Below are 16,394 nucleotides of genomic sequence, written 5' to 3'. Positions count from 1 at the left end.
CAGCTTACCCAGCATCGCCGCCTCCTGCTGGCAGGGCACGCACCAGGAGGCGAACCAGTTCACCAGCATCGGCTGGGGCGGCGCGGCGATATCGGTAGTGGCGAAGCCTTGCAGCCCGGCGGCCCCGGGCAGCGCGAAGGCGGGCGGGCGCTTGCCGATGAGCGGCGAGGGCAAGGTATGCGGGTCGTAGTCATTGGCCTGCATGCGGCGCAGGATGGTGTAGAACCCGCCGCCTCCAACGGCAGCCACGGCGAGAGGAATGCCGAACAGCAGGCGGCGGCGCATCGGGGACATCAGGCCACCGCTCCGGCGGGTTTCTTGCGCGAGGGCGCGCCCACCCGCAGCCGCCTATCGGAGAGGGAGAGGAACCCTCCGAGCGCCATGATCAGCCCGCCGAACCAGATTTCCGGCGCCATCGGGTGGCGGTTCAACCGCAGTTCCGCGCCGCCACTGGCGGGTTCATCGGCGAACACGGCGTAAATATCCTGGAACCCATTGGTGTGGATCGCGGCGTCGTTGGTGATGACATGCTGCGCCGCGAAGAACCGCCGCGAGGGATGCAGCGTGAGTCCGTCCACGGTGATATCCGCCACGCGCTGGGTGTAGTTCGGGCCTGGGGCATCGTGGATGTCCTGCAGCGTCCAGGTATAGCCGCCAAGCTCGGTGGACTGGCCCGGCTGCAGCACCACCACCTTCTGCACCGCGAGCGTCATGCCCGCGATACCAAGCACGGACACGCCAAAGCCGATATGCCCGAGCGCGGCGCCAACCGCCCCGCGTGGCAGGGTGGTGAGGCGCGCCAGGGAGTTGCCAAGCGGCACGCGGAACAGCCCCACGCGCCCGGCCAAATCGGTGAGCGCGGCGAGCACCACCCACGCCCCACCCGCCAAGCCAAGTGCTGCGATGACATGCCTTGTGGCGGACAGCACCAGGAACACCAGCAAAGCCACAGCCCCGGCCAGCCAGAGCCGTTGCAGCGCGGGCAGCAGGTCGGCGCGCTTCCAGGCCAGCAGCGGGCCCACCCCCATGGCCAGGATGATCGGCGCGGTAAGCGGCAGCACTGTTTGGTTATAAAACGGCGCACCGACGGAAAGCTGGATGCCGAACAGCAGATTGGCGAACGGCGGGTACAGTGTGCCGGTGAACACCACGGCGGCGATGGCGCAGAGGAAGATGTTGTTCAGCACCAGCGCGCTCTCGCGCGAGATGGGCGCGTAGATGCCGGTGGCGGCCAGCACCGGGGCGCGGATGGCGAAGAGCAGCAGCGAGCCGCCAATGGTCAGGCCCAGCAGTGCCAGGATGAACAGCCCCTGATCCGGCGCCGCGGCAAAGCTGTGCACGGAGTTGAGGATGCCCGAGCGCACCAGAAACGTCCCCGAGAGGCTGAGCGAGAACGTGGCGATAGCCAGCAGCACGGTCCAGGCCTTCAGCGCCTCGCGCTTTTCCACCACGATGGCGCAATGCAGCAGTGCGGTGCCGGTAAGCCAGGGCAGGAGGGCCGCGTTTTCCACCGGGTCCCAGAACCAGTACCCGCCCCAGCCCAGCGTGTAATAGGACCACCAGCTCCCCAGCGCGATGCCGGCGGTGAGGAAGCACCAGGAGAGCAGTGCCCAGGGGCGCACCCAGCGGCCCCAGGCGGCGTCAATACGGCCCTCGATGAGCGCCGCGAGGGCAAACGCGAAAGCAACCGAGAACCCGACATAGCCGGTGTAGAGAACCGGCGGGTGGAAGGCCAAGCCAGGGTCCTGCAGGATCGGGTTGACGCCAGCGCCCTCAAGCGGCGGCGGCCAGAGCCGGGCGAACGGGTCCGACACGGTGAGGGTGAACAGCAGGAATCCGCCCGAGACCAGCCCCAGCACGCCCAGCACGCGCGAGCGCAGGCTGGCCGGCAATCCGCCGCCGAACACCGCCACGGCGGTGCCGCAGAGCGACAGGATCAGGCACCACAGCAGGATGGAGCCGTCATGATTCCCCCACACGCCGCTGATGCGGTAGATCAGCGGCACGGCGGAGGAGGAGAAATCCGCGATGTTCTCCACCGTGAAATCCGAGACCACGCCCGCCCAGACAAGTGCGAGGAAGGCAAAGCCGATGGCGGCGAAATGGCTCAGCGCCAGCACCGGGGCGGCGTAGAGCGCCCGGGCATCGCGCAAGGACGGCCCGAAGATGCCAACAACCCCCTGCGCGAATGCGAGCGCCACCGCGCAGGCCAGGGCGAAATGCCCGAGTTCAGGGATCATGAGCCCGCCTTCACTTGCATGGTGTTCCAGCTGCTGGCGTCAGGCGGCGGGCCAAATTTCGGGTCCCACTTCCCGGCCGCCTTCAGCGACTGCTCGACATCCTTTGGCATGTAGGCCGCGCCGTGCTTGGCCAGCACCTCATCGGCATGGAACACGCCGTCCGCGCCCATGGACCCGATGGCGACCACGCCTTGCCCCTCGCGGAACAGATCCGGCAGCACGCCGCTGAACACCACGGGCACGGCGGCGCGGCCATCCGTCACGGCGAACTGGGTGGTCGGCGTCTCGCCGCTCAGCGTGGTCTTTACCGTGCCAGCCTGCACGATGCCGCCCAGGCGGAAGCTCAACCCCTCGGCCGGGTGCTTGGCCACAACCTCTCGCGGCGAGAGGAAATAGGTGAGGCTGGAGGAAAACGCCGCCATTGTCAGCCCAACGGCGGCGCTCAGGCACAGGCCGCAGGCCAGCACCAGGTAAAGGCGGCGTCTCTTGGGCGTGCGCATGCTACAGGGTTTCCGCCTGCTTGAGCCGGGCGATGGCGCGCCGGTAGCGGGCAAAGCTCAGCCAGGCCGCGCCAGCCAGAAAGATCACCGTCACGCCATAGGCGCCGTTGATGAAGGACCAGTTGTTCATCATTCGCGCTCCGCGGCGGCCAGCAGGGCCGAGGCCGTCTTCCGCTCGCAGATCGCCGCGGCGATGCGGGCGCAGACCATGGTGAGAAAGCTGAGGTAAAACCCCAGCGTGCAGACCAGCAGCGGGTAGAGCATGGTCATGTAGATTTTCGCTCCGCCCGAGATGGAGATGGTGTTGCCCTGGTGCAGCGTGTTCCACCACTGCACGGAGTACACGATGATCGGCAGGTTGATCGCCCCTGCCAGCGCCAGAATGGCCGCTGCGCGATAGCCATGGGCCTTGTTGTCGAACGCGCGGATGAGCGCGATGTGCCCCAGATACAGGAAGAACAGGATCAGCACCGAGGTCAGCCGCGCATCCCACACCCAATACGCGCCCCACATCGGCTTGCCCCAGAGCGAGCCGGAGACAAGGCAGACAAAGGTGAAACCGGCACCCACGGGGCCGATCTCCTCCGCCGCGATATCCGCCAGCGGGTGGCGCCAGACGATGGAAAACAGCGAGCATACCGCCAGCATGGCGTAGCCGGACATCGCCACCCAGGCGGCGGGCACATGCACGTACATGATGCGCGCGGCGTCGCCCTGCTCCCAGTCAGCGGGGGCGAACTGGTAGCCCCAGACGAGTCCCGCCACGGTGAGGATGAGCGAAACACCAGCCGCCCAAGGCAGGATGGGTTGCACAAAACGCAAAAAACGCCCGGGATTGGCGAAATAATGCAGCCATCCGCCGGTTTTAGCTGGAAGGCTACTACTCAGGACGTTTTCGTTCATGCAACGCTATTAGGGGATGCACGGGTAAATTTGAAGCGGCGTGCAATTGCGATACAGTCTCGGCATGGTGAATTATTGGCTGGTGAAATCCGAACCCGATGCTTTCTCCTGGGATGAGCAGGTGAAAAACGGCGTCGAGCCATGGACGGGCGTGCGCAACCATCTGGCGAAGAAAAACCTCGCCACGATGAAACAGGGCGACAAGGCGTTCTTCTACCACTCGAATGTCGGCAAGGAGATTGTCGGCATCGTCGAGGTGGCGCGGGAAGCCTACCCGGACCCCACGGCCGAGAGCGGCAACTGGGTCTGCGTGGACATGAAGGCGGTGAAGCCGCTGAAAACCCCTATCACACTTGCCGCGATCAAGGCCGACCCCAGATTTGAGGATATGGCGCTGCTGCGCTGCTCCCGCCTCTCGGTGGGGCCCGTGAGCGCCGAGCATTGGAAAATGCTGTGCGAGATGGGAGGGGTGAATGTCTGAGACCGCAGTGCTGGCCGGCGGGTGCTTCTGGTGCCTGGAGGCGGCGTATGATGAGCTGGCCGGGGTGGAGGCGGTGGAATCCGGTTATGCCGGGGGGCATGAGCCCAACCCCAGCTACAAGCAGGTTTGCACCGGCGCCACCGGCCATGCCGAGGTGGTGAAGGTGACATACGACCCGGCGGTGATCTCCTACGCCGATCTGCTGGGCGTGTTCTTCACCATCCACGACCCGACGACGCTCAACCGCCAGGGCAATGATGCTGGTCCGCAATACCGCTCGGCCATTTTTTATGCCACGCCGGAGCAGAAGGTAGCGGCGGAAGCGGCGGTGGCAAAATTCACGCCGGTCTGGGGCAAGATCGTCACCGAAATCACGCCGCTGGACATATTCTACCCGGCGGAGAAGGAGCATGAGGATTATTTCGTCCGCAACCCCTGGTCCGGCTATTGCCAGGCGGTGATCGCGCCGAAGATCACCAAGCTGCGCAAGGCGTTCCGGGAGAAACTGAAGGCGGGCTGACGCTCACCCGATTCGCAGCAGTTCCATCCCGTTAAGGGTGAGCCATTCCGACGCTTCTCCCCGGTGCGGGGTGAGGGTTTCGGTGAGTGCCCAGAAATGCGGCCCGTGATTCATGTGGCGCAGATGCGCTGTTTCATGCGCCACCACGTAATCCTGCACGAATCCCGGAGCGCAGATCAGCCGCCAGCAGAAGGCCAGCGTCCCGTCCGGCGCGCAGGAGCCCCAGCGGGTGCGCGTGTCCTTTATCCGTACGGTTTTCGGCTTCAGCGCCGCCGCCTGCGCCTTCTCCGCCGCCATGGCGGTAAGGTGCTGGCGCGCCAGACCCTTCAGGCAATCCGTCACCCGGCGGGCCAGAAACTCCGGCTCGCCGGTTACCAGAATCCGGCCGTCCTCGATCCAGGCTCCGCCGCGCGCACCGGGCACATGGCCGATGACATGCGGCACCCCATGCACCGGCACCGCCGCCCCGGGGGAGAAGCGCAAAGCCTGGGGCAGGGCGGCCAGCTTTTCCGCAGCCCACCCCTCATGCGCCTGCAGCAGCGCCAGCCCGGCGCGGCGCGAGGCGCGCATCGGCAAGGTGATGAGAATGCCGCCCGCCGCCGGATCGATGCGCAGGGAAATCCGCTTCGCCCGAGCGGAACGGCGGAAAGCGACGGCCGTCAGCGCCCCTTGCACCGGCACCAGCTCGGGCGACAGCTCCTCTGGGCTCATGCCTTGCGCCGCCGGGGCATCCTGCCCGGCCAGTCGGCGAGGTGGTGCTCCAGCGGCCCCGCATCGCGCTCGCTGATGCAACGCCCGGCCACCGAGGCTCCGGCCTCGGCCACGCTCTCCGCCCGGCCCGAGCGCAGCGGATGCCAGGGCGGCAGGTCCTTGCCCTCCTGTACCAGCCGGTAGGCGCAGCTCGGCGGGAGCCAGTCGATTTTCGCCAGCGTCTCGGGGGTAAGCTGCACGCAGTCCGGCACCTTGCGGCGGCGGTTCGCGTAGTCCTTGCAGCGGGCGGTGTTCACGTCCAGCAGCCGGCAGGCGACGTTGGTGAACTCGATCTCGCCCGTGTCGTCATCGCGCAGCTTGTGCAGGCAGCAACGCCCGCAGCCATCGCAGAGCGACTCCCACTCCTCCTTGCTCATCTCGCTGAGCTGCTTTTCACGCCAGAATCCCATGGGCCCTACATAGAGCGCCCCTGGCGGCACCGCCAGCAGATAACGCCGCCCGGCTGTTGCGGCGCCCCGGCGCGGCGTGGCACAGTCGGGCCATGGAGCGACGCACCTTCCTCGCCGGCATGTCCATGTCCCTGTGCGCCGCGGGCGCGGCGCAGGCGGAGAGTTTTTCCGCCTTCCTCGCCCGGCTGCGCGCGCGTGCCTTGGCGGCGGGCATTCCGGCGCGCATCGTGCACAGCACCACCGCCGGGCTGAAGCCCAACCAGGAGGTGCTGAAGCGCGACCAGCACCAGGCGGAATTCACCCTCACCTGGGCGGATTACTCCTCCCGCGTGCTGAGCGAGACCCGCATCGTCAACGGCCAGGCCAAGGCGGCCAGGGCGGGCAACCTGCTGGCGGCGGTGACGAGCCGGTTCGGTGTCTCGGCTGAGCCGCTGATCGGCATCTGGGGAATCGAGACCGGGTACGGCGCGTTCCAGGGCAAATTCCACGTCATCGGCGCGCTGGCGACCTTGGGATGGGAGCGGCAAAGCAAGTTCTTCGCCGGGCAGGTGATCGACGCCATGCGCATCATTGCGCAGGGCGATGCCCCGGCAAGGCGGCTGCTCGGCTCTTACGCCGGGGCCATGGGCCAGCCGCAATTCATGCCCGGCGTGTATCTCTCCACCGCCGTGTCCTTCTCGGGCGAGAGCGCGCCGGACATCTGGCACTCGGATGCCGACAGCCTCGCCTCCATGGCCAATTATCTGGCCAAGGCGGGGTGGCAGACCGGGCTGCCCTCCAGCGAGGCGGTGTTCGCCCCGGGCGGCATCGGGCCGGATGAAACCGGACGGACAGTGGTGCGCACACTGGGCTACTGGCAGGAGCGGGGGGTGCAGCGCCTGTCAGGCGCCGTGGCCCTGCCGGATTCCACCCCGGCGGCGCTGCGGCTGCCCGATGGCCCTGGCGGCCAAGCCTTCCTGGTCTATGCCAATTTCTCCGTTATCCGCAGTTACAACCCTTCAGACTTCTATGCCCTGGCCGTCGGCGCGCTGGGGCGCATGGTGCTTACCGCATGATCAACCGCTACGTTATCGGCCTGTTCGCCATCCTCGCCAGCTGCACGCAGCCCGTGCCGCCACCCGCGCCGGGCGGCGTGAAGTACACGGTGGGCGACCCGTATCAGGCGGGCGGGGAGTGGCTCTACCCGCGCGAATTCAACGATTACGACGCCACCGGCCTGGCCACGGTGATTCCTGACAACGCGCCCGCCTACACGGCGGATAACGAGAGCTACGACCCCAACGCGCTGGCCGCTGCATCCCCCGTGTTGCAACTGCCTTGCATCGTCACCGTCACCAATCTGGTGAACGGCCGCTCGGTGGATGTGCGGGTGAATGACCGCGGGCCGATGCAGCCGGGCCGGGTGCTGTCCGTCACCCCGCGCGTCGCGGCGCTGCTGTCCTTCCCCTCGGGCGGCATCGTCGAGGTGGAGGTGAAACTGAACCAGAGCCAGAGCATGGCGCTGCAAAGTTCGCTCGGCGCCGTGCCGAAGCTCGCCGCCGCGCCGGTGGCGGGCATTTCCGCGCAGTCCCTGGCACCTCCGGGCACGGGTGGCGCCAGCGGCGGGGTGCAGCAGCTCGGCCCCAGCGCCACGGATAACGGCATGAGCCAGGGCGTCACCCTCTCCGGCATGGTCACGCTAGGCGCACCCGGGCCCGGGCCGCTCTGGGTGCAGATCCCCGGTTTCGGGAGCGAGGACGACGCCTTCCGCGCCATGGCCAAGATCCCCGGCCTGCCGGCGCGGGTGGTGCCGGTGTTAGGCGGCGACCGCCCGCTCTGGGCCGTGAATGCCGGGCCGTACCATACAGTGGCGGATGCCGACGCCGCCTTGCAGCAGATGCTCCAGCTCGGCATCGCCGCACCTGAAATCATTGTAAGATGAGCCAGCACCCCGGGCTGTTCATCACGCTGGAAGGCGGGGAGGGGGCTGGCAAATCCACCGCCGCCGCGGGCCTTGCCGCGCTGCTGCGGGCAGAGGGGCACGAGGTTCTGGCCACCCGCGAGCCCGGCGGCACCAAGGGGGCCGAGGCCATCCGCGCCTTGCTGCTGAACACCGAGACGCCGCTGCATCCGCTGGCGCAGACCATGCTGCATTTCGCCGCCCGGGCCGACCATGTGGAAACCGTGCTGCGCCCAGCGCTGGAACGCGGCGCCATCGTCGTCTGCGACCGCTTTTACGACTCCACCATGGCCTATCAGGCGTACGGCCAGGGCGTGGCGGTCAGCGCCGTGGAAAGCCTGATCCAGCTCATTGGTCTGCGCCCGGATGTTAGCTTCTTCCTGCGCGTGCCGGAGGACGTGGCCAAGGCGCGCCTCGCCGCCCGCGCCGGGGCGACGGACCGCTATGAGAGCATGGGAGCGGATTTCACAGCCCGGCTGATGCACGGCTTCGCCGAAATCGCGGCGCAAGAGCCGGAGCGCTGCGCATGGGTCGATTCCTCCGCCGCCCCGGGCGCGGTGGTTTCCGAGCTGCGCCGGCTCATCGCCGAACGGACGGGGCGCTGATGCCGCAAGAGCCGCGCGCCAACGCCCTGCTGCGCGGGCATGAGGGGGCTGTTGGATCGCTCTACCACGCCGCCATCTCCGGGCGGCTGCACCATGGCTGGCTGCTCGCCGGGCCGCCGGGCATCGGCAAGGCCACGCTGGCTTTCCGCTTCGCCCGCTGGCTGCTGGCGGGGGCGGAGACGCCGGATCTCTACGTGCCGGAAACCTCCCCGGTATTCCGCCGTGTGGCGGCGGCCACGCATCCGGACCTCTTCACCGTCGAGCGGCGGATCAACGCCAAGACGGAAAAGCTGCAAAGCGAGATCGTCATCGCCACCATCCAGGAGGCCAGCGCCTTCATGCGCCTCACCCCGGCTGAGGGCGGCTGGCGCGTGGTGATTGTGGATGGCGCCGAGGACATGAACACCAACGCCGCCAACGCGCTGCTGAAGCTGCTGGAGGAACCGCCGCCCCGGGCCATTTTGCTGCTCGCCACCTCGGCACCCGGGCGGCTGTTGCCCACCATACGCTCGCGCTGCCGGATGCTGCCCATGGCCCCGCTGCCCGAGGCCGCGATGCACGCGCTGCTGAAGGACTACGTGCCGGAGGTGGATTTCACCGCCCGCGAGCGCCTGGTGGAGCTGGCCGAGGGCAGCATCGGCACCGCGCTCTCCTTGGCGGCGGAAGGCGGCATCGCGCTCGCCGAGCTGGTGGACGAGGCGCTGGAGGCACCGGTGCCGCCCGCGCGCGCCCAGGCCATCGCCGATACCGTCGCCCGCACTGTGGACGGGGCGGACAAGTTCGAGACGTTCTTCTCCCTGCTGCGCGCCCGCCTTGCCGCCCGTACCAGGGCTGCCGCGCGCGCCGGGCAGGGGGGGAATCTTGCCGCGGAGGTCTCCCTCTGGCAGGAGTTCGGCAAAATGGAGCGCGAGGTTCTCGGCCTCAACCTCGACAAACGCGCCGCGGTCGTCGTGGCGCTCACGCAATTGCACAGGTCATGAGCAAACAAACCTTCTACATCACCACGCCGATCTATTACGTAAACGGCTCGCCGCATCTGGGCCATGCCTACACCTCCACCGCCGCCGACGCGCTGGCCCGCTGGAACCGGCTGGAGGGGCATGACGTGTTCTTCCTCACCGGCACGGACGAGCACGGTCAGAAGGTGGAAGCCGCGGCCCGCGCCGCCGGCATCGACCCGCAGGACTTCACCGACCGCGTCTCCGCCGATTTCCAGGACATGGCGCGGGTGATGAACATCTCCAACGACGATTTCATCCGCACCACCGAGCCCCGGCACAAGGCCTCGGCCCAGGCGCTGTGGAAGAAGCTGCAGGAGAGCGGCGCCATCTATCTCGGCAAGTACGAGGGCTGGTACGCCGTGCGCGACGAAGCCTTCTACGACGAAGACGAAACCACCGTGAAGCCGGATGGCACGCGCGTGGCCATCGCCTCCGGCGCCGTGGTGAAATGGGTGGTGGAGCCCAGCTATTTCTTCAAGCTCAGCGCCTTCCAGGACAGGCTGCTCGCCTATTACGAGGAAAACCCGGGCTTCATCGCCCCGCAGGCCAAGCGCAACGAGGTCGTGAGCTTTGTCCGCTCCGGCCTGCATGACCTCTCGGTCAGCCGCACTTCCTTCTCCTGGGGCATCCCGGTGCCGGGGGATGAGACGCACGTGATGTATGTGTGGCTCGACGCGCTGCAGAACTACCTCACCGCCTGCGGCTACCCCGAGATGACCGGCGAGCGGGCGAAATACTGGCCAGCCAGCCTGCATCTGGTGGGCAAGGAGATCATCCGCTTCCACGCCGTGTACTGGCCGGCCTTCCTCATGGCCGCCGGGCTGGAACTGCCCAAGCGCGTGTTCAGCCATGGCTGGTGGACGGTCGAGGGCGAGAAGATGAGCAAATCGCTCGGCAACTTCATCGATGTCCGCCCGCTGGTGGAAGAGTTTGGCCTGGACCAAGTGCGCTACTTCCTGCTGCGCGAGGTGCCCTTCGGCAATGACGGCGATTTCTCCCGCAAGGCGCTGATCGGGCGGATCAACTCCGACCTCGCCAATGGCATCGGCAATCTGGCCCAGCGAACACTCTCCTTCATCAACAAGAATGCCGGTGCCGCTGTGCCGCCGCGAGGCGATTTGCACGAGGCCGACCTGACGCTGCTGACGCTGGCGAACGAACTGCCGGAGAAGGTGAGGGGGGCGATGAGCCGCCTGGCCTTCCATGAGGCGCTGGACGAGACCTGGAAAGTGATCCGCGCCGTCGACGCCTACATCGACCACCAAGCCCCCTGGAGCCTGCGCAAGACCGACACGGACCGCATGAACTCCGTGCTCTACACGCTTACCGCCGTGCTGCGCGTGGTGGGGGTGGTGCTGCAACCCTTCATGCCGGACACGATGGCCAAGCTGCTGGAGTATCTGGGCGTTGGGGCGGATCGCTCGCTCTCCATCCTCGACACCCCGCTGGCCGAGGGCACGCCGCTCCCGGCACCTTCCGGGCTGTTCCCGCGCGTGGTGGAGGGTGCCTGATGCTCGTCGATAGCCATTGCCATCTCGACTATTTCAACCAGCCCGGCGAGGTCGAGGCAGTGGTGGCCCGCGCCAAAGCGGCGGGGGTAGGGGAGATGGTGACGATTGGCGTCACCTTCAGTCAATCAAAACAACTCATTGACATTGCAGAAAAATTTGATAATGTCTGGGCATGTGTTGGGGTTCACCCGGACCATGCGGCGGATGTCCTCCCGGTGGTCACGCCAGATGCCCTTGTGGAGTTGGCGCAGCACCCGAAGGTGATCGGCCTCGGTGAGTCTGGGTTGGATTATTTCCACGAGAAGGCGCCGAAGGATATTCAGGCGGACAATTTCCGCGCCCATATCCGCGCCGCGCAAGCCTCCGGCCTGCCGCTCTGCATCCATGCGCGCAACGCCGATGACGATATCGTGCGGGTATTAAAGGAAGAACGCGACCGGGGCGGGGAATTCGGCTTCCTGCTGCACTGCTTCTCCTCCACCCGCGCCTTGGCCGAGGCCGCGCTGGAGATGGGCGGGTACATCTCCTTCTCGGGTATGCTCACCTTCCCGAAAGCGCCGGATATCCGCGACATCGCCAAGGATGTGCCTGAAGAGCGGCTGCTGGTGGAGACGGACTCGCCGTATCTCGCTCCCGTGCCCTTCCGCGGCAAGCGTAACGAGCCCGCCTATACCGTGCACACCGCCGCCATGCTGGCGGAGTTGCGTGGCCTTACCCCGGAAGCTCTGGCCGATCTCACCACCAGGAATTTCAAGACCCTATTCCGGAAGGCGGCATGAAGATCACCCTGCTGGGCACGGGCGGCTCAGCTGGCCTGCCGCAAATCGGCGGGCCGGACGGGCGCGGTGACTGGGGCCAAACCGACCCAAACGAGCCGCGCAACACCCGCACGCGCTCCAGCATTGTCATCCAAACCTCCGAACAGAAGAACATTCTGGTCGATACCGCGCCGGATTTGCGGTTTCAGCTCACACGCTGTGGCATCGGCCGGATCGACGCGGTGATCTTCACCCACGCCCATGCCGACCATATCGCCGGGCTGGACGAAATCCGCATCCTCAACCGAATCCTTGGCGCGCCGATGCCCAGCTATGCCACGGAGCCGGTCTGGACGGAGTTGCGTCAGCGCTTCGACTACGCCTTCAAGCCTTATAATGGCGGGTTCTTTGGCCGCCCGGTGCTCACGGAGAATGTCCTGACACCTGGAGATGCCATTGAAATTATGGGTGAAAACATCCTGCCCATGGACCAGGATCATGGCTACAGCCGCTCGCTTGGCCTGCGCATCGGCTGCGCCGCCTATTGTACGGATGTCGTGCGCCTGGACGAGGCTGCGATGGCCGAGCTTCAGGGGCTCGACGTTTTTATCGCCGATTGCTTCACGCCGGAAAAGGACCATCCCACGCATGCCGGGCTGCCGACGGTGCTCTCCTGGGTGGAGCAGCTGAAGCCGAAGCGCACGGTACTGACGCATCTCGGCCCCGAGATGGATTACCGCACGCTCTGCAACACGCTGCCGCCGGGCGTGGAACCCGGCTATGACGGCATGGTGCTGGAGTTGTAAACCCCGCTAACGCGCCCCGTGATTCAGGGTACGCGCAATGTCGAACGCCAGCACCAGCGCCCAGGGCTGGTTGGCCGCGCCGATTTGCAACGGGTGGAAGATCCGCGCCACGCCCGTTTCGTCCACATAGTCATAGCGCCGCCCCGCCGCGACGGCCTGCCGCGCCGCCGGGGGCAGGTCAGAGGCCGCCTGGCCAATACGCAACGCATCCGGATGGGTGGCGTACATGCCGCCGTGGGAGAGCAGCAGCAGATCGCCCGTGCCGAACGGCTTGTTGCGGGCCAGCTCGGCCTGCAACTCGTCGAGCAGGAAATCCGCCCCAAGCACCCCGGCAAAGCGTCCCTTAAGCTTCAGCGGAGACATCAGGGACGTCATTTTCACCATCCGCCCGGCCGCCGGATAGTCATAGGGCTCCATCATCACATCCGCCCCGGAGCGGCGCGGCAGCTCGTAATAGTCGTTCTGGCCCGGCTTGTCGTAACCCTGCAGCTGCTCCAGCGTGATGCGCCCCGTGCCGCGGTGCCAGTAGGAAAGGAAGCGGCCGGAAGCGTCCGTGCCCTCGGAATTGCTGAATTTGGCGTCCCGCCCGTCGAAGGCGTTCGGCTCCATGCAGCAGGCGAGCGCGAACAAGCCCGGGTTGTTGGTCAGGAACTCGACCATCACCGCGTTGAAAGCCGGGCGGGAGAGCGCGCCCTCGGCCTTGTGCAGGCCGGCCAGCGCGTGTTTCAGCGCGTGTAGCGTGGCGGCGATCTGCCTGAACCACGCCTCGACCTTGGCCGCCTCCAGCCCCGCCAGGCGGATGGCGCTTTGCAGCAGCGCCTCGGCTTCCTCCTGTTCCACGCCGCGCACAGCCTCGGCGATCTCCTGCTTCACCTGCGGCAGCATCTCGTTGATGTCCGCCGTGGCGCTGGCCGTGCGCTCGGCCAGGGTCCGGACCTCGGAGGCGACAACGGAGAAGCCGCGCCCAGCCTCGCCGGCGCGCGCCGCCTCGATGGTGGCGTTGAAGGAGAGCAGCTTGGTGTGCTTGGCCACGTGGTTGATCACGTCGGCGATGGAGGCGATCTCCTGGAACCGTCGCTCCAGCCCGGTGACCATGGTTTTCACCCGCTGCATCGTGCTGGCGGCGCGCCCGGATGTATCCTGGGCGTTCGCTTGCGGCTGAAGTGTGTCTTCCGGCGGCAGCGCGAGTTCCAAGGGCATCATCTCCATTCGGCGGCGGGGCGCGGACTCGATTATGCGGCATAATGTTTTCCAACAGTTTAACGCGGATTCAGCTGTTACTCACGAAAAGCCCCAAAGCGAGCGGTTCATTGAGACCGCCCGCGGGATTGGCGCGGATGAGACGAAAGAGGGGTTTGAGAGGGCGTTCGGAACGGTGGTCACGCCCTCGGATTCCCTTCCTCATCCATCCGAGAAGAGAGCTTCTTCATGAGGCCCCCTATCATTTCAAAAATATGCCTTGCTTCATCTGGGGTATACTTTTGATCTAAATGCATCGTGCCATTCCGATATGGATTTTGCATCGCAGCAAGGGCGGCGTACAGCGAATCAAAAAACTGGCCATCTCCAGTAAGGCAATCTGTCGACGTTGGCCATCTACGGTCTTTTTCCTCTTTTATTTTCCTGAGCGCGCTTCCCCAGTTTCGTTCTGCAGCCTTGACTGGATCGGGAATATTCAGGCACCGCGATATTGCAAGGATTCCCGCCTCTAAGCAGCGCACAGAATGAAATACGGCGGCAGTCCCACGGCCCAAGGCCATACATGCGGATGCCTCAGAAATGTCGTAGCGCGTAGAAGGGAATTTTTCTGTAACAGACTCTCCGTAGGGGAACTCATTTAGAAAGTCTGACGACTCCTTGAGAGTTAGAGCAAGATAAAATCGCATCCCTGATTCGTCGACAAGCCTACCGTAAAGCTCATCTCCAAACTTAAAGAAATCAGAATATCTGGATTTTGGTTTTTCTAAGCAGGCGAGCATTTTTTTACGGTTGCCGCTGAAGCTGTCAAATCTAAGTCTACAAAAAGTCTTAGATTATCCTCATACAACTCTTTGAAAGCCTTCCTATCTTCTTCAGAAAATTCTCCATTGAACTGGGTGCTTTTTAGTAATGTCGGATATTTTCCGCCTGTAAGCGTTGCGATCCTCATCATTATGGGGAGAGGCAGTCTAAGCATGATATCCCACAGGCTCCATAGCCGCTTGGAATCGCTCCACTGTGGCGCGGTCATGCGGCGGCACCCGACGCTAAATCATGCGTTTGGGTACGGGAAGTATCATTAATACGGCCAGGTCTTTCCATAATATTGATTCTGCGATTTTTGTTCGCGCTGAAAACCAAGCGCGGGACGCCCTCTCAGCCGCCGAAAACAGCGGAATTCCGTGCAATCATGAGCAGCAACGCCGGTGCTCGATTGCGCCAAATTACGGCCAATAAGCCCAACCCAGGCGCAACGGGCCGTGGCTGGAGCTGGATTTCGACGCCTCTGCCCCCTTCCCTGCCATCTGGAAATGCCCCGCCCGGTGCCACCCCGCGGATGCCCGCCACTACCAAAGCCTGGGCACCTCCACAAACGGCCGTTTACAGGTGATTTTTATTGTGTACGAACTATTTTATCTTGTCTTTTCAATGACTTAATATATTTCTTGCGCATGCACACTCATTGCCAAACCACCACCCTGCCCCGCCTGATCGGCTACGCCCGTGTCTCCACTGAAGCTCAGGATACGGACCCGCAACTCGACGAGTTGTGGGCCGCTGGCTGCGCCGCCGTGCTTGAGGAATGTGCCTCTGGCGACGATCTCGGCCGGCCGGTTCTGGCCAGGTTGCTGCGCGATATTCAGCGCGGCGAGACCCTGGTGGTCGTCCGCCTGGACCGTCTGGCCCGCTCCGTCAGCCATTTATTGTCCGTCATCGAACAGCTCGAAGCCCGTGGCGCGCATTTCAGGAGCTTGCGCGACCCCATCGACACGGCAACGCCGCAAGGCATGTTCTCCCTGCAAGTGCTGGGCGCCGTCGCGCAGCTTGAGCGGGCGCTGATCTCCGAACGCACCAAGGCTGGGCTCAGCGCCGCACGGAGCCGTGGCCGTGTCGGCGGCAATCCCGGCCTGCGGGCCGGAGACCCCGAGGCCATCCGCAAGGCACGCGCGCGCCGCGATGCCGCTTATCTGGAGACCCTTGTCGCGCAGCTGGACACCTGGCTGCCAACGGTCCGGCGGATGCGCCCGGACCAGCCCTGGGGCGATGTGGTCAGGGTCCTGAACCAGAACAGCACGGCGGACTGGACGCCTGAGCGCCTGCGCCGGATTGTCCAGAGGCTGGCCGCTGAAGGCATTGTCGAAGCCGAGTTGCTGGAGCGCGCCAAGCCCCAGCAGGGCGCCGACCGGCTGGTCCGGCTGGTCGCCGGGATTGCCGTGGCGGCACCGGACCGCACGCTTCAGCAGATCGCAGCACAGCTCGAAGCCATGAAAGAACGCACGCCGCGCGGAGGCACCAGATGGCACCCGTCCTCGGTCAGGCATCTGCTGGGGAAAGCCGAGAAATCAGGCCTGCTCGGGCTTAATCGCTGAGCCGAGTCGCAGGCCTGGCAGGGCAGCACGGCATAGCCGCCAAGCCCCGCCAGAATACCGAGGTTGCAAATCAGGAGCGATCCGGCTCTAAGCGGGTTTTAATGGCAACGCTCAAACATTTGCTCGGGATCGAGGGCCTCAACCCCGTTACCGCGACCTCGCTGCTCGACCTGGCGGAGAGCTACGTGCTCCTCAACCGTTCGGGCAAAACCCAGCGTGATCTGCTCCGCGGGCGTACCCTCATCAACCTGTTCTTCGAGGACTCCACGCGCACGCGCACCAGCTTCGAGCTGGCAGGCCGGCGCCTGGGCGCGGATGTGGTGAACATGTCCGTCGCCACCTCCTCCGTCACCAAGGGCGAGACCCTGCTGGACACGGCAGCCACACTGAACGCCATGAAC

Annotated in this window: 19 protein-coding genes and 2 pseudogenes; 11 read left to right on the top strand and 10 right to left on the bottom strand. The window is 65.4% G+C overall.

The window, feature by feature from the left end; genetic code table 11:
* The 5 genes and pseudogenes from ACLPJJ_RS00210 to ccmC all read right to left on the bottom strand — a co-directional run.
* A pseudogene (locus ACLPJJ_RS00210) lies at positions 1 to 294 on the bottom strand (DsbE family thiol:disulfide interchange protein); the annotation flags it as partial.
* Positions 294 to 2,240 carry a heme lyase CcmF/NrfE family subunit gene (locus ACLPJJ_RS00205; protein ID WP_443588619.1) on the bottom strand — a complete coding sequence of 649 codons (1,947 nt, stop codon included), beginning with the start codon at positions 2,238 to 2,240 and terminating at the stop codon, positions 294 to 296. The pseudogene ACLPJJ_RS00210 and the gene ACLPJJ_RS00205, both read right to left, overlap by 1 nt.
* Positions 2,237 to 2,740: a cytochrome c maturation protein CcmE gene (gene ccmE, locus ACLPJJ_RS00200; protein WP_443588618.1), complete on the bottom strand. Its 504-nt coding sequence runs from the start codon at positions 2,738 to 2,740 to the stop codon at positions 2,237 to 2,239. Before ccmE ends, ACLPJJ_RS00205 begins: the two co-directional genes overlap by 4 nt.
* Position 2,741: 1 nt before the next feature.
* Positions 2,742 to 2,873, bottom strand: a complete 132-nt coding sequence (ccmD, locus tag ACLPJJ_RS00195; protein WP_443588617.1) for a heme exporter protein CcmD — start codon at positions 2,871 to 2,873, stop codon at positions 2,742 to 2,744.
* Positions 2,870 to 3,643 (bottom strand): heme ABC transporter permease CcmC, encoded by a 774-nt coding sequence (gene ccmC / locus ACLPJJ_RS00190; protein ID WP_443588616.1) that lies wholly within the window; start codon positions 3,641 to 3,643, stop codon positions 2,870 to 2,872. Before ccmC ends, ccmD begins: the two co-directional genes overlap by 4 nt.
* Before the next feature lie 67 nt (positions 3,644 to 3,710).
* Here ccmC and ACLPJJ_RS00185 point away from each other — a divergent pair, with 67 nt between their 5' ends.
* Both ACLPJJ_RS00185 and msrA read left to right on the top strand, forming a co-directional pair.
* On the top strand, positions 3,711 to 4,124 hold the full coding sequence (locus ACLPJJ_RS00185) for an EVE domain-containing protein (protein ID WP_443588623.1): 414 nt from the start codon (positions 3,711 to 3,713) through the stop codon (positions 4,122 to 4,124).
* Positions 4,117 to 4,644 (top strand): peptide-methionine (S)-S-oxide reductase MsrA, encoded by a 528-nt coding sequence (msrA, locus tag ACLPJJ_RS00180; RefSeq protein WP_443588614.1) that lies wholly within the window; start codon positions 4,117 to 4,119, stop codon positions 4,642 to 4,644. The genes ACLPJJ_RS00185 and msrA overlap by 8 nt, the downstream gene beginning before the upstream one ends.
* 3 nt (positions 4,645 to 4,647) lie before the next feature.
* On the opposite strand, the gene ACLPJJ_RS00175 is transcribed toward msrA, so the two are convergent.
* On the bottom strand, positions 4,648 to 5,355 hold the full coding sequence (locus ACLPJJ_RS00175; RefSeq protein ID WP_443588613.1) for a M48 family metallopeptidase: 708 nt from the start codon (positions 5,353 to 5,355) through the stop codon (positions 4,648 to 4,650).
* The gene (locus ACLPJJ_RS00170) at positions 5,352 to 5,804 is read right to left on the bottom strand and encodes a YcgN family cysteine cluster protein (protein WP_443588611.1); all 453 of its coding nucleotides are present in this window, start codon (positions 5,802 to 5,804) and stop codon (positions 5,352 to 5,354) included. Before ACLPJJ_RS00170 ends, ACLPJJ_RS00175 begins: the two co-directional genes overlap by 4 nt.
* Positions 5,805 to 5,896: 92 nt before the next feature.
* On the opposite strand from ACLPJJ_RS00170, the gene ACLPJJ_RS00165 reads away from it, so the two are divergent.
* The 7 genes from ACLPJJ_RS00165 to ACLPJJ_RS00135 are packed head-to-tail and all read left to right on the top strand — an operon-like array spanning position 5,897 to position 12,424.
* Positions 5,897 to 6,859 (top strand): lytic murein transglycosylase, encoded by a 963-nt coding sequence (locus ACLPJJ_RS00165; RefSeq protein WP_443588610.1) that lies wholly within the window; start codon positions 5,897 to 5,899, stop codon positions 6,857 to 6,859.
* Positions 6,856 to 7,725 carry an RlpA-like double-psi beta-barrel domain-containing protein gene (locus ACLPJJ_RS00160; RefSeq protein ID WP_443588608.1) on the top strand — a complete coding sequence of 290 codons (870 nt, stop codon included), beginning with the start codon at positions 6,856 to 6,858 and terminating at the stop codon, positions 7,723 to 7,725. Before ACLPJJ_RS00165 ends, ACLPJJ_RS00160 begins: the two co-directional genes overlap by 4 nt.
* A complete protein-coding gene (gene tmk / locus ACLPJJ_RS00155; protein WP_443588607.1) occupies positions 7,722 to 8,348 on the top strand; it encodes a dTMP kinase in 627 nt (208 codons plus the stop codon). Before ACLPJJ_RS00160 ends, tmk begins: the two co-directional genes overlap by 4 nt.
* Positions 8,348 to 9,328: a DNA polymerase III subunit delta' gene (locus ACLPJJ_RS00150; RefSeq protein WP_443588606.1), complete on the top strand. Its 981-nt coding sequence runs from the start codon at positions 8,348 to 8,350 to the stop codon at positions 9,326 to 9,328. Before tmk ends, ACLPJJ_RS00150 begins: the two co-directional genes overlap by 1 nt.
* A complete protein-coding gene (gene metG, locus ACLPJJ_RS00145; RefSeq protein ID WP_443588604.1) occupies positions 9,325 to 10,860 on the top strand; it encodes a methionine--tRNA ligase in 1,536 nt (511 codons plus the stop codon). Before ACLPJJ_RS00150 ends, metG begins: the two co-directional genes overlap by 4 nt.
* Positions 10,860 to 11,639, top strand: coding sequence for a TatD family hydrolase (locus ACLPJJ_RS00140; RefSeq protein ID WP_443588603.1), 780 nt, complete (start codon positions 10,860 to 10,862; stop codon positions 11,637 to 11,639). The genes metG and ACLPJJ_RS00140 overlap by 1 nt, the downstream gene beginning before the upstream one ends.
* Entirely contained in the window at positions 11,636 to 12,424 is a 789-nt protein-coding gene (locus ACLPJJ_RS00135; RefSeq protein ID WP_443588602.1) for an MBL fold metallo-hydrolase, read from the top strand. The genes ACLPJJ_RS00140 and ACLPJJ_RS00135 overlap by 4 nt, the downstream gene beginning before the upstream one ends.
* 6 nt (positions 12,425 to 12,430) lie before the next feature.
* On the opposite strand, the gene ACLPJJ_RS00130 is transcribed toward ACLPJJ_RS00135, so the two are convergent.
* The 3 genes from ACLPJJ_RS00130 to ACLPJJ_RS00120 all read right to left on the bottom strand — a co-directional run bounded on the left by ACLPJJ_RS00130 (position 12,431) and on the right by ACLPJJ_RS00120 (position 14,654).
* On the bottom strand, positions 12,431 to 13,618 hold the full coding sequence (locus ACLPJJ_RS00130) for a methyl-accepting chemotaxis protein (RefSeq protein ID WP_443588600.1): 1,188 nt from the start codon (positions 13,616 to 13,618) through the stop codon (positions 12,431 to 12,433).
* 185 nt (positions 13,619 to 13,803) lie between these two features.
* Positions 13,804 to 14,403: a hypothetical protein gene (locus ACLPJJ_RS00125; protein WP_443588599.1), complete on the bottom strand. Its 600-nt coding sequence runs from the start codon at positions 14,401 to 14,403 to the stop codon at positions 13,804 to 13,806.
* Entirely contained in the window at positions 14,388 to 14,654 is a 267-nt protein-coding gene (locus ACLPJJ_RS00120) for a hypothetical protein (RefSeq protein WP_443588597.1), read from the bottom strand. Before ACLPJJ_RS00120 ends, ACLPJJ_RS00125 begins: the two co-directional genes overlap by 16 nt.
* Positions 14,655 to 15,075: 421 nt before the next feature.
* Between ACLPJJ_RS00120 and ACLPJJ_RS00115 the strand changes: the two genes are divergently transcribed.
* On the top strand, positions 15,076 to 15,993 hold the full coding sequence (locus ACLPJJ_RS00115; protein ID WP_443588621.1) for a recombinase family protein: 918 nt from the start codon (positions 15,076 to 15,078) through the stop codon (positions 15,991 to 15,993).
* Positions 15,994 to 16,094: 101 nt separating this feature from the next.
* A pseudogene (gene pyrB, locus ACLPJJ_RS00110) lies at positions 16,095 to 16,394 on the top strand (aspartate carbamoyltransferase catalytic subunit); the annotation flags it as partial.

The sequence above is a fragment of the Acidocella sp. genome, assembly GCF_052326845.1.
GTDB lineage: Bacteria > Pseudomonadota > Alphaproteobacteria > Acetobacterales > Acetobacteraceae > Acidocella.
The sequence above is the reverse complement of the archived record's forward strand: the minus strand, read 5'-3'. Positions and strand labels throughout refer to the sequence as shown.

Excerpts from the sequence above, each read along its gene's own strand:
- ACLPJJ_RS00140 (WP_443588603.1), top strand. The coding sequence starts at position 10,860 with ATGCTCGTCGATAGCCATTGCCATCTCGACTATTTCAACCAGCCCGGC.
- ACLPJJ_RS00120 (WP_443588597.1), bottom strand. The coding sequence starts at position 14,654 with ATGACCGCGCCACAGTGGAGCGATTCCAAGCGGCTATGGAGCCTGTGG.
- ACLPJJ_RS00135 (WP_443588602.1), top strand. The coding sequence starts at position 11,636 with ATGAAGATCACCCTGCTGGGCACGGGCGGCTCAGCTGGCCTGCCGCAA.
- ACLPJJ_RS00165 (WP_443588610.1), top strand. The coding sequence starts at position 5,897 with ATGGAGCGACGCACCTTCCTCGCCGGCATGTCCATGTCCCTGTGCGCC.
- msrA (WP_443588614.1), top strand. The coding sequence starts at position 4,117 with ATGTCTGAGACCGCAGTGCTGGCCGGCGGGTGCTTCTGGTGCCTGGAG.
- ACLPJJ_RS00170 (WP_443588611.1), bottom strand. The coding sequence starts at position 5,804 with ATGGGATTCTGGCGTGAAAAGCAGCTCAGCGAGATGAGCAAGGAGGAG.
- tmk (WP_443588607.1), top strand. The coding sequence starts at position 7,722 with ATGAGCCAGCACCCCGGGCTGTTCATCACGCTGGAAGGCGGGGAGGGG.
- ACLPJJ_RS00175 (WP_443588613.1), bottom strand. The coding sequence starts at position 5,355 with ATGAGCCCAGAGGAGCTGTCGCCCGAGCTGGTGCCGGTGCAAGGGGCG.
- ACLPJJ_RS00160 (WP_443588608.1), top strand. The coding sequence starts at position 6,856 with ATGATCAACCGCTACGTTATCGGCCTGTTCGCCATCCTCGCCAGCTGC.
- ACLPJJ_RS00125 (WP_443588599.1), bottom strand. The coding sequence starts at position 14,403 with ATGCTCGCCTGCTTAGAAAAACCAAAATCCAGATATTCTGATTTCTTT.
- metG (WP_443588604.1), top strand. The coding sequence starts at position 9,325 with ATGAGCAAACAAACCTTCTACATCACCACGCCGATCTATTACGTAAAC.
- ccmD (WP_443588617.1), bottom strand. The coding sequence starts at position 2,873 with ATGATGAACAACTGGTCCTTCATCAACGGCGCCTATGGCGTGACGGTG.
- ACLPJJ_RS00115 (WP_443588621.1), top strand. The coding sequence starts at position 15,076 with ATGCACACTCATTGCCAAACCACCACCCTGCCCCGCCTGATCGGCTAC.
- ccmE (WP_443588618.1), bottom strand. The coding sequence starts at position 2,740 with ATGCGCACGCCCAAGAGACGCCGCCTTTACCTGGTGCTGGCCTGCGGC.
- ACLPJJ_RS00150 (WP_443588606.1), top strand. The coding sequence starts at position 8,348 with ATGCCGCAAGAGCCGCGCGCCAACGCCCTGCTGCGCGGGCATGAGGGG.
- ccmC (WP_443588616.1), bottom strand. The coding sequence starts at position 3,643 with ATGAACGAAAACGTCCTGAGTAGTAGCCTTCCAGCTAAAACCGGCGGA.
- ACLPJJ_RS00205 (WP_443588619.1), bottom strand. The coding sequence starts at position 2,240 with ATGATCCCTGAACTCGGGCATTTCGCCCTGGCCTGCGCGGTGGCGCTC.